General features: G+C 40.2%; 11 protein-coding genes and 1 pseudogene. 11 read left to right on the forward strand and 1 reads right to left on the reverse strand.

The window, feature by feature from the left end; translation table 11 throughout:
• Positions 1-58: 58 nt before the first annotated feature.
• From ABW51_RS10460 to lolE, 11 genes are all read left to right on the forward strand, one after another.
• Positions 59-1,150: an SEL1-like repeat protein gene (locus tag ABW51_RS10460; protein ID WP_053465511.1), complete on the forward strand. Its 1,092-nt coding sequence runs from the start codon at positions 59-61 to the stop codon at positions 1,148-1,150.
• A 20-nt stretch (positions 1,151-1,170) separates the two neighbouring features.
• Positions 1,171-1,464, forward strand: a complete 294-nt coding sequence (locus tag ABW51_RS03010; RefSeq protein WP_053465512.1) for a hypothetical protein — start codon at positions 1,171-1,173, stop codon at positions 1,462-1,464.
• Positions 1,465-1,573: 109 nt separating this feature from the next.
• Positions 1,574-2,656, forward strand: a complete 1,083-nt coding sequence (prfA, locus tag ABW51_RS03015) for a peptide chain release factor 1 (RefSeq protein ID WP_053465579.1) — start codon at positions 1,574-1,576, stop codon at positions 2,654-2,656.
• 52 nt (positions 2,657-2,708) lie between these two features.
• Entirely contained in the window at positions 2,709-3,143 is a 435-nt protein-coding gene (locus ABW51_RS03020; protein WP_053465513.1) for an RDD family protein, read from the forward strand.
• On the forward strand, positions 3,140-4,018 hold the full coding sequence (gene prmC / locus ABW51_RS03025) for a peptide chain release factor N(5)-glutamine methyltransferase (RefSeq protein ID WP_053465514.1): 879 nt from the start codon (positions 3,140-3,142) through the stop codon (positions 4,016-4,018). The genes ABW51_RS03020 and prmC overlap by 4 nt, the downstream gene beginning before the upstream one ends.
• Positions 4,018-4,821 (forward strand): SirB1 family protein, encoded by an 804-nt coding sequence (locus ABW51_RS03030; protein WP_053465515.1) that lies wholly within the window; start codon positions 4,018-4,020, stop codon positions 4,819-4,821. The genes prmC and ABW51_RS03030 overlap by 1 nt, the downstream gene beginning before the upstream one ends.
• 14 nt (positions 4,822-4,835) lie before the next feature.
• Entirely contained in the window at positions 4,836-5,690 is an 855-nt protein-coding gene (gene kdsA, locus ABW51_RS03035) for a 3-deoxy-8-phosphooctulonate synthase (protein ID WP_005629022.1), read from the forward strand.
• A gap of 56 nt (positions 5,691-5,746) precedes the next feature.
• The gene (locus ABW51_RS03040; RefSeq protein WP_053465516.1) at positions 5,747-6,694 is read left to right on the forward strand and encodes a 2-hydroxyacid dehydrogenase; all 948 of its coding nucleotides are present in this window, start codon (positions 5,747-5,749) and stop codon (positions 6,692-6,694) included.
• Positions 6,694-7,875, forward strand: coding sequence for a lipoprotein-releasing ABC transporter permease subunit (locus ABW51_RS03045; protein ID WP_053465517.1), 1,182 nt, complete (start codon positions 6,694-6,696; stop codon positions 7,873-7,875). The genes ABW51_RS03040 and ABW51_RS03045 overlap by 1 nt, the downstream gene beginning before the upstream one ends.
• Positions 7,876-7,925: 50 nt before the next feature.
• Complete coding sequence (gene lolD / locus ABW51_RS03050) at positions 7,926-8,609, forward strand: lipoprotein-releasing ABC transporter ATP-binding protein LolD (RefSeq protein ID WP_053465518.1); 684 nt, start codon at positions 7,926-7,928, stop codon at positions 8,607-8,609.
• On the forward strand, positions 8,609-9,859 hold the full coding sequence (lolE, locus tag ABW51_RS03055; RefSeq protein WP_053465519.1) for a lipoprotein-releasing ABC transporter permease subunit LolE: 1,251 nt from the start codon (positions 8,609-8,611) through the stop codon (positions 9,857-9,859). The genes lolD and lolE overlap by 1 nt, the downstream gene beginning before the upstream one ends.
• 139 nt (positions 9,860-9,998) lie before the next feature.
• Here lolE and ABW51_RS03060 read toward each other — a convergent pair.
• Positions 9,999-13,166: pseudogene (locus tag ABW51_RS03060) on the reverse strand (type I restriction endonuclease subunit R).
• Between the last annotated feature and the right edge of the window lie 137 nt (positions 13,167-13,303).

The following is a 13,303-nucleotide window of genomic DNA, read 5'->3' on the forward strand; positions in this document are numbered from 1 at the left end:
CTTGCTAAACAAAAAATGTTTGGTTATTTCAATTATTGATTAATAAATGGACGATTTTATGAAATTCTCAAAAACACTTATTACTACTGCTATTCTTGGCTTTTCACTTGCTTCTTTTCATTATACTGCTTGGGCAGATACGCCTGCGCAGCAATTCCAACAAGGTTTTGAAGCCACTACGAGGGGGGACTATCAAACAGCCTTTAAACTTTGGTTGCCTTTGGCTGAACAGGGACAAAAAAATGCTCAATATAATTTGGGCGTGATGTATGACAATGGACAAGGTGTGAAACAAGATTATTTCGAAGCGATGAAATGGTATCGCAAAGCGGCGGAGCAGGGGAATGCAATGGCTCAAGCTAATTTGGGCAGTATGTATTCCGAGGGAAGAGGTATCAAACAAGATGATTTTGAAGCCCAGAAATGGTATCGCAAAGCGGCGGAGCAGGGGAATGCAAAGGGTCAATTTAATTTGGGCGGTATGTATTACAAGGGGCGTGGAGTCAAACAAGATGATGTTGAAGCAATGAAATGGTTTAGCAAAGCGGCGGAGCAGGGGAATGCAATGGCTCAAGCTATTTTGGGGATTATGTATTCCGAGGGAAGAGGTATCAAACAAGATGATTTTGAAGCGGTGAAATGGTATCGCAAAGCGGCGGAGCAGGGGAATGCAACGGCTCAAGCTAATTTGGGCAGTATGTATTACAACGGGCGTGGTGTCAAACAAGATGATTTTGAAGCCGTGAAATGGGTTAGCAAAGCGGCGGAGCAGGGGAATGCAATGGCTCAAGCTAATTTGGGCAGTATGTATTACAACGGGCGTGGCGTCAAACAAGATGATTTTGAAGCCGTGAAATGGTTTAGCAAAGCGGCGGCTCAGGGGGATGCAATTGCTCAAGCTAGTTTGGGCAATATGTATTTCGAGGGGAGAGGCGTTAAACAAGATGATTTTGAAGCAATGAAATGGTTTATCAAAGCGGCGGAGCAAGGGAATGCAAAGGCTCAATTTATAGTGGGGGGACTATATTGGTTTGGAAAAGGAGTTCAAGTAAATAAATCTTTAGCTAAAGAATGGCTTGGCAAGGCTTGTGATAATGGCGATCAACAAGGTTGTGAGTTTTACGGTAAGTTGAATAGAGGGGAGATGTAATAACACGTTTACAGCTCATATTGGCGAGTAAAAATTGTGTTTTATTTAATTATAAGTCTAATAAGGATAAAAATAATAAAGAAAAAATTAACCTTAGCCGTTTTATTATTGGCGGTTATTGGTGGCGGAGCGGTGTATTTTACCCAATATTACCCAGAACAGGTAAAGATCTGAAAGTATTAATTAAGCTAGGCGAGTTGGAAAAAGATAAATCTAAAGCTAAAAAATACTTTGGCGATGCTTGCGATTTACGCAGTCAAGAAGGGTGTGATAAATATCGTGAGCTCAATCAAAAACAAGACACCAATAAATAGTGGGTAAATCACAAATAAAGCGTCTGAGATTCTTAATTTCCTTTTCGCTGTCAATTTTCCCTAAAATCGGCTAGAATACGCCGATTTTATTTTCGGTGACTTACAAATGATGAAAGATTCCATTATTGCAAAATTAGAAAGTTTAAAAGAACGTTATGAAGAGCTAGAAGCCTTATTGGGCGATGTTTCTGTAATTAGTGATCAGGATAAATTCCGTGCGTATTCTAAAGAATATTCGCAACTTGAAGAAGTGGTGAAATGTTTTAATCGTTGGACGCTATTAAATCAAAATATTGAAGAAGCTGAAATATTGCTCGATGATCCTGAAATGAAAGAAATGGCGCAAATGGAAATCGAAGAATCCAAAGCGGAAATTGAAGAAGTGGAACAACAACTTCAAATTCTTTTACTGCCGAAAGATCCTAATGATGAATATAACTGCTATTTAGAAATCCGTGCGGGAACTGGCGGTGATGAAGCGGGTATTTTTGCCGGTGATTTATTCCGTATGTACAGTCGTTATGCTGAAAGTAAACGCTGGCGTGTAGAAATGCTAAGTGCTAACGAAAGTGAGCAAGGCGGTTATAAAGAGGTGATTGTTAAAGTCACTGGCGAAGGTGTGTATGGTCAGTTAAAGTTTGAGTCTGGCGGTCATCGTGTGCAACGTGTACCAAAAACAGAATCACAAGGGCGTATCCACACTTCAGCTTGTACTGTTGCCGTGATGCCGGAATTACCAGAATCGGAAATGCCGGAAATTAATCCAGCAGATTTGCGTATTGATACTTATCGTTCATCGGGCGCAGGTGGTCAGCACGTAAATACAACGGATTCTGCGGTGCGTATTACTCACATTCCAACGGGTATTGTGGTGGAATGTCAGGATGAGCGTTCACAGCACAAAAATAAAGCGAAAGCAATGTCGGTATTAGCGTCACGTATTGTTCAAGCAGAGCAAGAACGCCAAGCCGCAGAACAAACAGATATGCGCCGTAACTTATTAGGTTCGGGCGATCGTTCTGATAAAATTCGTACATATAATTATCCGCAAGGTCGAGTTACAGATCACCGTATCAATCTCACTATTTATCGTTTGGATGAAGTGATGAATGGTAAAATTGATGAACTGATTCAGCCGATTATTACCGAATATCAGGCGGATCAGTTGGCGGCATTGTCTGAACAGAATTAATGATAGGGGCATCTGATTTCAGATGTCCTTTTTAACTTTACAGGGAAATAAAATGATCATTGAAAATCAAAAAGATGCTGAATTTTCTTCTGCTTTCAAGCCTTCTCAACCTGCTCAAGCAAGCCGTTTTAAACGTTGGCTTGCGAGTATGATTAATGGGCTTGTACTTTGGGTGATGGTTGGTCTCGGTTTTGCATTGGGGGATTTTGCTGGTGTGCTGGGAACGATTGTATATGTAGGTTTTCAGTTATATTTTATGAAAACTTATAGGCAAACCCTAGGAAAATATTGGTTAAATATTAGAGTATTAGATTATGCAACACATCAACCAGTTAGTTTTGGGAAGTATGTTGTTAGAGAAATTTTAGATTTTATTTTACAGCTGACAGGTTTGAGTTTAATTAGTGTGATTATCGTTTTTGTAAGCAGTGAACGCCGCTCTCTAACTGATGCTATAATGTCGACAATAGTTGTTAAAACTCAATGACTTATAATGAATGGCTACTTAAGGCTATTGAAGTCTTAAATCAAATAAATCCGACAGAGAATGGCAAAGTTGATGCGTTAGTGCTATTACAACACGCAACGGGCAAATCGCGTACGCAAATCCTTGCTTTTGATGATACTGAGATTGATGAAAAAGTGCGGTTAAAATTGACCGCACTTTTAGATCGTCGTCTAAAAGGTGAACCTATCGCTTATATTCTTGGTGAAAAAGAATTTTGGTCGTTGTCATTAAATGTTTCAAAAGGCACATTAATTCCTCGTCCAGATACTGAAATTCTCGTAGAGAAAGTATTACAAGTTGCGTTAGAAAAATTACAAGAAAATCCACCGCACTTTCGTATTCTTGATCTTGGCACAGGTACAGGTGCTATCGCGTTAGCATTAGCATCGGAGCTTTCCTCTATTTGTCAAAAACGACTAATTTCATTAGAAATAATTGGTGTTGATCTTATACCCGATGTTGTGGCGTTAGCTCAATCTAATGCAGAAAAAAATAAGTTAAATGTGCAATTTTTGCAGAGTCGTTGGTTTGAAAATATAACAGGGCAGTTTGATCTTATCATCAGCAACCCACCTTATATTGATGCTCAAGATGAACATTTGCATCAAGGCGATGTGCGTTTTGAACCACTTTCCGCATTAGTTGCCAATGATGCGGGGTATGCTGATTTACGTCATATAATTGAATCAGCACCGAGTTATTTGAATTCTAATGGCGCATTATTGCTTGAACACGGATGGCAACAAGGCGAAAAAGTGCGGTCAATTTTCCAAGAAAATCATTGGGAAATGGTTGAAACCGTGCGTGATTATGGCGACAATGAGCGCGTCACTTTAGGTTTTTGGAAGAAGTAATGAAATATTATCGACGTGCGTTATACGATCAATTTGTGCATTTTTATAATACCATCTCAGATGATGGCACATCAGAAGCGCAACTTCGGGGAAAAATCGGTGGGCTTGTGCGTCGAGCGCGTAAAGAAATTTCGCCTGATTGGCCGAAAGAAGAGCAGATTCATCAGTTACTACAGCTATTTTATGGTGATTGGGGCTTTCATTGCGATCCAGAAGATTATTTTTATGCTCGCAATTTATATTTGCCTTATGTGTTTCAAAATCGTCAAGGTATGCCAGTGACGCTTGGGGCGATAGTGCTTTATTTAGCTGACGTATTAGATTTACCAATTTATCCAGTTAATTTCCCAACACAGCTCATTTTACGTGCCGAAGTAAGAGATGAAGTGGCTTTTATTGATCCTTGGGATGGTACTTATATTTCACAAGAAAAGTTACAGCAACTTTATGAAGGTGCGTTTGGCTTTGGTATGCAAATTCAACCCGCAGAACTTGATAGAGCCGATCTTTTCTTGCTTTATTCTCGTTTTGAGCAACTGGCGAAGAATGCACTTATCCGCGAAGAACATAACGACATGGCATACCGTTATATTGAAAATTTATTGATTGGTAATGATGAAGATCCTTATCACATCCGTGATCGCGGTTTAGTTTTAGCTCAGATGGGTGCTTACCCTTCGGCATTAAAAGATTTAGAATTTTTTGTGGAACGTTGTCCGGAAGATCCAACTGCGGCTTTAATCCGAACTCAACTTTTAGAACTTAAGGGCGAGATTGATAAAGATCCTTTTCCCCTCCATTGATTTAAGGAAAATTTATGCAAAATAAAATTGTAAAAATTGGCAATATTGATGTTGCAAATGACAAACCTTTCGTACTTTTTGGTGGAATGAACGTACTTGAAAGCCGTGATATGGCAATGCAAGTCTGCGAAGCTTATGTGAAAGTGACGGAGAAACTTGGCGTGCCTTACGTATTTAAAGCTTCTTTTGACAAAGCGAATCGTTCGTCTATTCATTCTTACCGTGGCCCAGGTATGGAAGAAGGATTAAAAATTTTCCAAGAATTAAAAGATACGTTTGGTGTAAAAATTATTACTGATGTACACGAAATCTATCAATGTCAGCCTGTTGCAGATGTTGTCGATATTATTCAACTTCCAGCCTTTTTGGCGCGTCAAACAGATCTCGTTGAAGCAATGGCAAAAACAGGCGCAGTGATTAATGTGAAAAAACCACAATTCTTAAGCCCGGGTCAAATGGGTAATATCGTGGAAAAAATCGAGGAATGTGGTAACGATAAAATCATTCTTTGTGATCGTGGAACAAACTTTGGATACGATAATTTAATTGTGGATATGCTTGGCTTCAGCGTCATGAAAAAAGCATCTAAGGGTAGCCCAGTTATTTTTGATGTAACCCATTCGCTTCAATGCCGTGATCCATTTGGGGCAGCATCAGGTGGTCGTCGCGCACAAGTCACAGAATTAGCACGTTCAGGTTTAGCTGTAGGGATTGCAGGTTTATTCTTAGAAGCGCATCCAAATCCAAATCAAGCGAAATGTGATGGCCCTTCTGCATTGCCTCTTTCTGCTCTTGAAGGCTTTGTATCTCAAATGAAAGCCATTGACGATTTAGTAAAATCTTTCCCAGAATTGGATACTTCAATTTAAATTTCATCAAAAGTGCGGTTAATTTTGACCGCACTTTGTATATAAAAGGAGAAACAATGAATATCGTCTTTTTAGATAGTACGGCTATCCCGAAGCATATCTCTATCCCTCGTCCAAGTTTTTCGCATACTTGGACTGAATATGAGCATACTTCTTCTGCTGAAACGATTGAACGAGCGAAAGATGCTGATATTGTTATTACGAGCAAAGTCATTTTTGATCGAGAAATGTTAAAACAATTACCTAAGTTAAAGCTAATTGCGATTACTGCAACCGGTACAAATAATGTTGATCTTGTGGCTGCAGAAGAAATGGGCATCGCTGTTCGTAATGTGACAGGTTATTCCAGCACGACAGTACCAGAACATGTCATGGGATTAATTTTCGCTTTAAAACATAGTTTAGCTGGTTGGTTACGCGATCAAATGGAAGCAAAATGGTCGGAAAGTAAACAGTTTTGTTATTTTGATTACCCAATTACAGATGTGTTAGGTTCAACATTAGGTGTAGTTGGTAAAGGTTGCTTAGGGACAGTAGTGGGGCGTTTGGCTAATGCCGTGGGAATGAAAGTGCTTTATGCTGAACATAAAGACGCCACTGTTTGCCGTGAAGGTTATACACCCTTTGAGGAAGTATTAAAACAAGCGGATATTGTGACGTTGCATTGCCCATTAACTGAAACAACAAAGAATTTAATGAATGCAGAAACCTTATCCAAAATGAAAAAAGGTGCATTTTTGATTAATACAGGGCGTGGGCCTTTGATTGATGAACTTGCATTATTTGATGCGTTAAAAACGGGGTATTTAGGCGGAGCGGCTTTGGATGTAATGGTAAAAGAGCCGCCAGAAAAAGATAATCTGTTAATTTTAGCTGCAAAAACTATGCCTAATTTGATTATCACGCCGCATATTGCTTGGGCGAGCGATAGTGCAGTGACAACATTAGTTGGCAAAGTAATGCAAAATATCGAAGAATTTGTACAACAATTAAATCAAAAATAATGAATTTTCCTATTTCTCTTTATATTGCGCTACGTTATTGGCGTGCGAAAAGTGCGGATCGTTTTGGGCGATTAGTGACTAATCTTGCAAGCCTGGGGATTGTGCTAGGTGTGATGGCATTGATCATCGTGCTTTCTGTGATGAATGGATTAGAAGGTTATCAAAAACAACAGGTGCTATCTTCCATTCCTCACGCGATTGTGAGTGAAGAACAGCCTATTTCTACAGAAAAAACATTAGAAAATTTACCGCACTTTGTCCAAAAAGCGGTGCCGATCAATACAACCAATGTGATTTATCAAACGACAAAAGGTGTGAGTGCAGGACAAATTATTGGTATTCAATCATTTTCTGATGATCCTTTGGTTGAATCTTTTGATCAGACTAAATTTAATGAAATTTTACCGACAGGTGAATTTAAACTGGTTATTGGTGATCAACTTGCACAAAAACTGGGCGTGAATATTGGGGATAAAATCCGTTTGATGATTACGGAAAATAGCCAATATACACCATTCGGTCGGGTGCCAATGCAGCGTTTATTTACGGTTAGCGATATTTATTATGATTATGGCGAAGCATCGGGTTATGAAGCCTTTGCTAATATTACAGATATTGGTCGCTTAATGCGTATTCAACCGCAGCAAGCGCAGGGCTATCGTTTATTTTTGAATGATCCGTTCCAAATTACAGAGCTCCCACAACATTTCCCAACACAAAAAATCACGGATTGGCGCGTACAAAAAGGTGAGTTTTTCCAAGCGGTGAGAATGGAAAAAAATATGATGGGATTGCTGATTAGTTTGATCATTGTCGTGGCGATTTCCAATATCGTGACTTCATTAAGTTTGATGGTGGTGGATAAACAAGGGGAAATTGCGATTTTGCAAACTCAGGGCTTAACAAAATCTCAAGTGCGTTCAGTGTTTATTTATCAAGGATTACTGGTGGGATTTGTTGGCACATTGCTCGGTGCTATTTTGGGTGTTTTAGTTACCTTGAACTTAACGGACATTGTAAGTGCGGTAAATCCACAAGGTGTTTTTTTACCGACAGAATTATCCTTTGTTCAAATGATTTTTGTCATTGGATTTTCCTTGTTGCTTTCTTTACTTTCTACACTTTATCCCGCTTATCGAGCAGCGAAAGTAGAACCTGCCGCTGCCTTGCGATACGAATAAGTTTTTAATGAGATTATCTGCCGCTAAAGCGCGGTTAAAACGAGTAAAAAATGAATAACTATTTATTAAAATGCGAAAACATCAATAAATTTTATCAAGAAGGTGAAAATCAAACGCAAGTATTAAAAGGCGTTTCTTTTTCTATGGAACCTGCAGAGTTGGTTGCGATTGTGGGAAGTTCAGGTTCAGGGAAAAGTACTTTATTGCATACTTTAGGGGGACTTGATCAGCCAAGTAGTGGGGAAGTGTTTATTAATGGACAATCCTTGCAAAAAGCATCGGCTAATGAATTAGCTGCTTTGCGTAATCGTTATTTAGGATTCGTGTATCAATTCCATCATTTAATGGCGGATTTTACCGCACTTGAAAATGTGATGATGCCGATGTTGATTGGTCATCAAAATAAAACAGAAGCGAAAGATCGTGCTGAAAAAATGCTAAGTGCGGTGGGATTAAGTCATAGAATGACGCATCGTCCTTCTGCGCTTTCTGGTGGGGAACGTCAGCGTGTGGCGATTGCGCGGGCTTTAGTGAATGATCCATCATTAGTTTTAGCGGATGAGCCCACAGGGAATCTCGATCACAAGACCACAGAAAGCATTTTTGAACTCATTCAACAACTTAATCAAGAGCAAAATATCGCTTTTTTATTAGTCACTCACGATATGGGGCTTGCTGAAAAATTATCACGCCGTTTAGTGATGCAAGATGGCATTTTGAAGGAAGGTGCATAATGAATACGCCTTTTTTCATTAGTTGGCGTTATCAACGTGGCAAGCAGAAAAATCCTTTGGTTACATTAATTGCAAAATTTTCTGCAATTGGCATTGCGTTGGGTGTTGCAGTTTTAATTGTTGGCTTAAGTGCGATGAATGGTTTTGAGCGTGAGCTTAACCAAAGAATTCTTGCAGTGGTTCCCCATGCAGAAATTTTATCAGCGCCCAATACGACGGATCCAGCCATTCACCATTGGCAAAATTTGGAAAAACGCTTACAACAAAATGGCCAAATTAAAGGTATTTCCCCTTTTGTTAGTTTTACTGCATTGGTAGAAAATGGCTCAAAACTGAAAGTAGTTCAGGTGAAGGGCATTGAAAAACAAGCAGAAGATCGTGTGAGCTCTCTTGGTAATTTCGTACAAGAGCAAGGTTGGGATAAATTTGGTAAAGAAGGTGGATTAGTCCTGGGATCAGGTATTGCTAGAGAACTCGATGTAAAATCGGGTGATTGGGTTACCTTACTTATTTCTCAGCAAAACGGCGATGAACAACTTGCTCAACCCACTCGTGAACGCGTGCAAGTTACTGCAATTTTACGTTTAGATGGGCAACTTGATTACAGTTATGCCTTATTGCCGCTTGCTCAAGCACAAGAATTTTTAACTTATAAACCTGATCAAATAACAGGTGTTGAATTGAAATTAGATGATCCTTTTTCTGTGAAAAATCTGGATTTATCTATGCTTAACGACTATCCTCAGATGCTTTATATTCAAAACTGGATTGGTAAATTTGGTTATATGTATCGCGATATTCAACTTATTCGAACAGTGATGTACATCGCTATGGTGCTCGTGATTGGGGTGGCATGTTTTAATATTGTTTCTACGCTGATTATGGCGGTGAAAGATAAGCAGGGCGATATTGCCATTATGCGCACGCTTGGGACGAATAATGCTTTCATTAAACGTATTTTTATTTGGTATGGCTTACAGGCAGGAATGAAAGGTTGCTTAATTGGTATTGTGTTAGGTATTATACTTGCATTAAATCTTACAACTTTTATTCAAGGCATTGAGTGGGTTATTGGCAAGAAATTATTATCAGGCGATGTGTATTTTGTCGATTTTTTGCCAAGCGAGTTACATTGGTTGGATGTTTTGATGGTTTTAGTTGCAGCACTTGCATTGAGTTTAATTGCTAGTCTTTATCCAGCAAGTAGGGCCGCTAAATTACAACCAGCCCAAGTATTAAGTAGCCATTAATTTTGTGAATACCGCATGAAAGTGCGGTATTTTTTATTGGGGGATGAAGTAAGAGTGAAGTGGGCATAAGCCCACGAGGTTTTTGCTTGGTATTTAATCTAATATAATCTGTAAAAGCAAAGAGCAATCTAACAATTCACTATAAATAACTTAAATCCCCCGCAATCTCTTCCGCTTGTTTAATCACATAAGTTACGGCTTCTTCCTGTTTATCAGGCGGATATTTATATTTTTGTAAGGCACGTCGAACGAGTAATCTAATTCTTGCCCGCACCGCTTCTTTGTGTTGCCAATCAATACTAACTGAGCAGCGTAAAATATCTGTAATTTCTTTAGCGAGTTTAGAAAGCACTTCATCGTTCATCAACTCTTTTGCACTCTCGTTTTGAGAAAGTGCATCGTAAAATGCTAATTCTGCCGTGCTTAAACCGAGTTTTTCTCCCCGCGATAAGCGTTCGGAGAAATCCCGCCCCATCTGCACAAGTGCATCAAGAATTTCCACCACGCTTAAATTGTGATTGTGATATTGCGTAAGAGCCTCTTGCAAACGTTGCTCAAAATCTTTTTGTGCGGTGAGGTTACGGCTCGCTTTGGCTTTAATTTCCTGCTTCAAATAACGCTCCATCGCTAACACCCACAGGCTTTTGGTCTCGCTGTTTTTGATCGCTTGCAAAAATTCGTCGGAAAGCAAATTAATCTGCGTTTGTTCTTTGCCCAACAAATCAAATAAATCAATGGTACCTTCAGATACAATACTTTGATTGATTAAGGCTTTAAGCTGAATTAAGCGTTCCGTTGTCCCCTTTCCGTTTTGTTCACGTTTGGCAAGCACAGCACGTACAGCATCATAAAAAGCCACTTCTTGACTATATGGTTCGATTTCAGGTAATGCCCCACATAAAGCGTAACCTTTTTTCAAGCTTCCTGCCGTTTTCAAAAAGGCTTTTTTGCGTGGCTCAATATCGTCTGCATTGTGCCAATGTTGATCGTGTGCTTTGCCTTCGTTAGGCAGTTGGTCGAGCGTAGCAATATGGTTTGCCGCTGTCGTAATGGCTTTTAGCAATAATGCAGGTTCTTGTTCAGAAATTGCCATCCGAACATCAAATGCTTCTCCTTCAATTGGTGTCGCAAACAAAGTTCGGATAAATTCAAGCTGTTCTTTCATTTTAAAGAACACGCTTTGCACATCTTCCGCTAATTGCCCTTTGCCGGTAGAGTTGGTGTATTGTTGTGTGGCTGCTCGTAATTCTTCTGCCAAACCAACATAATCCACGATAAGTCCACCGTTTTCGCGACTTTTGTTAGCGAATACACGGTTTACTCGTGCGATGGCTTGCATTAGGTTATGTCCCTTCATTGGCTTATCAAGATACATAGTGTTACAGCACGGTGCATCAAAGCCTGTCAGCCACATATCACGCACAATTACTACTTTCAGCGGAGCGGTAGGATCTTTAAAACGGCGTTCTAATGTTTGCTTTTCCTGCTTACTGTAAATATGTTTTTGCATTTCAGGCGTATCGCTTGCCGAACCTGTCATCACAATTTTAATCGCACCCTCATTGATATTATCCGAATGCCATTCAGGGTGCAGAGCGATGATCTGATTATACAAATCTACGCAAATTTGACGGCTAGAAACGACTATCATCGCCTTGCCGTCTTGTTGCTGATTGCGTTTTGCAAAATGTTGCACAAAATCGACCGCTAAATCGTGCAATCGTGCTTCCGAACCAAGCAATTTTTCTCGCAAGCGTAATTTCAGGTTTGCTTCGCCTTCCAGCAGTTCATCAATTTCTGCAAATAATTCATCGTGATTAGCATTCTCCGCCAGCTTGATTTGGCGAGCTTCGTAAATAATCGGCACGGTTGCACCGTCTTCCACCGCATCTTGCAAATCGTAAATAGATACATACTGACCGAAAACATCTTGTGTATCGCGATCTTCAAGGCTAATTGGCGTACCCGTGAAGCCAATAAACGAAGCATTAGGTAGTGCATCACGCAAATGGCGAGCATAACCTGCTTGGAATTTGCCGTTATGCAATTTTTGTGTAAAACCGTATTGACTGCGGTGTGCTTCATCGCTGATTACAATAATATTGCTGCGTTCATTTAACACAGGGAAGCGACTTTCTTCCTCGTTTAAGGCGAATTTTTGAATGGTAGTAAAAAACACGCCACCGACTTCATTTTGTGCGAGCAGTTGGCGTAGTTGTTCTCGGTCTTCTACTTGTTGCGGCGTTTGTTTGACTAAATCTTTGCCTGAAGAAAAGGTTTGGAAAAGCTGACCGTCCAAATCGTTGCGGTCGGTAACTACCACAATCGTTGGATTTTTTAATTCAGGCTGTGTAAGCAATTTGCCAGCATAAAACAGCATGGAAATGGATTTCCCCGAACCCTGCGTGTGCCACATCACGCCAATGCGTTTATCGCCTTGCTCGCTTGTGGCAAAAATCGTGGATTCTACCGTTTCATTCATACCGTAATACTGATGATACGCCGCGATTTTCTTGATTAACGCTCCATTAGAACCGTGTTCAAACAGCACAAAATAACGTACATAATCCAGCAGTTTTTGCGGTGTCATCAAGCCGTTTAACAGATTTTGCAATTCATCGCCAAAATCCAACCGCTTACTTTTTGCCTTTTCGTCCACGACTTTCCAAGGTGTAAAGCGTTGGAAATCTGCTGAAAGCGAACCTAAACGGGCGGCAATGCCGTCTGAAATAATCAGGGTTTGGTTGTAAACAAACAGCTCGGCAATCTCATCTTTATAGGTTTCAAACTGATTAAACGCCTGCAACAAATCCGCCGATTCACGCAACGGATTTTTGAGCTCAAATACAACTAAGGGCAGACCATTTACAAATCCGATAATATCAGGAATCCGCTTGCCCCCTTTACGGCTGCGGATTTCCAGCTGATTGACGGCAACAAAACGGTTGTTTCCCTAATGCTCGAAATCTACCAAACGCACCATCTCGATTTTTTGCTCACCGTTTTGCGTATATTCCACCCGCACGCCATCACGCAACAGTTTATAAAATGCCTGATTACGCACCACTAAATCGCCAATATCACTTTTCGTCGCCGATTTGACCACAGAATCCACCGCACTTTCAGGCAGCTGCGGGTTGAGTTTACGCACCGCCTCACGCAGTTGTTCAATAAAGATTACACCGCCCAAATCGCCACGGGCAAACTCGCCTTCATGAACAGGCAAGTCTTTACCATAGCGATATTCCCAACCGAGGGATTGCAGGCGTTGAAGGGTAAGTTGTTCGATGTCGTTTTCGTTGAGCATAAAGTGTTCCTTTTGTGTATTTGCTGTCTTTGGGGAGCTTATGGATTAATTTCTTCGTTTATTGATACTGCCAAATCTACCCCTCTTTGCTAAAGAGGGGGAATGGTATTGAGCGTAGTTTTAGTTTAGGTGTTTTT

This window comes from Haemophilus sp. C1 (assembly GCF_001276515.1).
Lineage (GTDB): Bacteria > Pseudomonadota > Gammaproteobacteria > Enterobacterales > Pasteurellaceae > Haemophilus.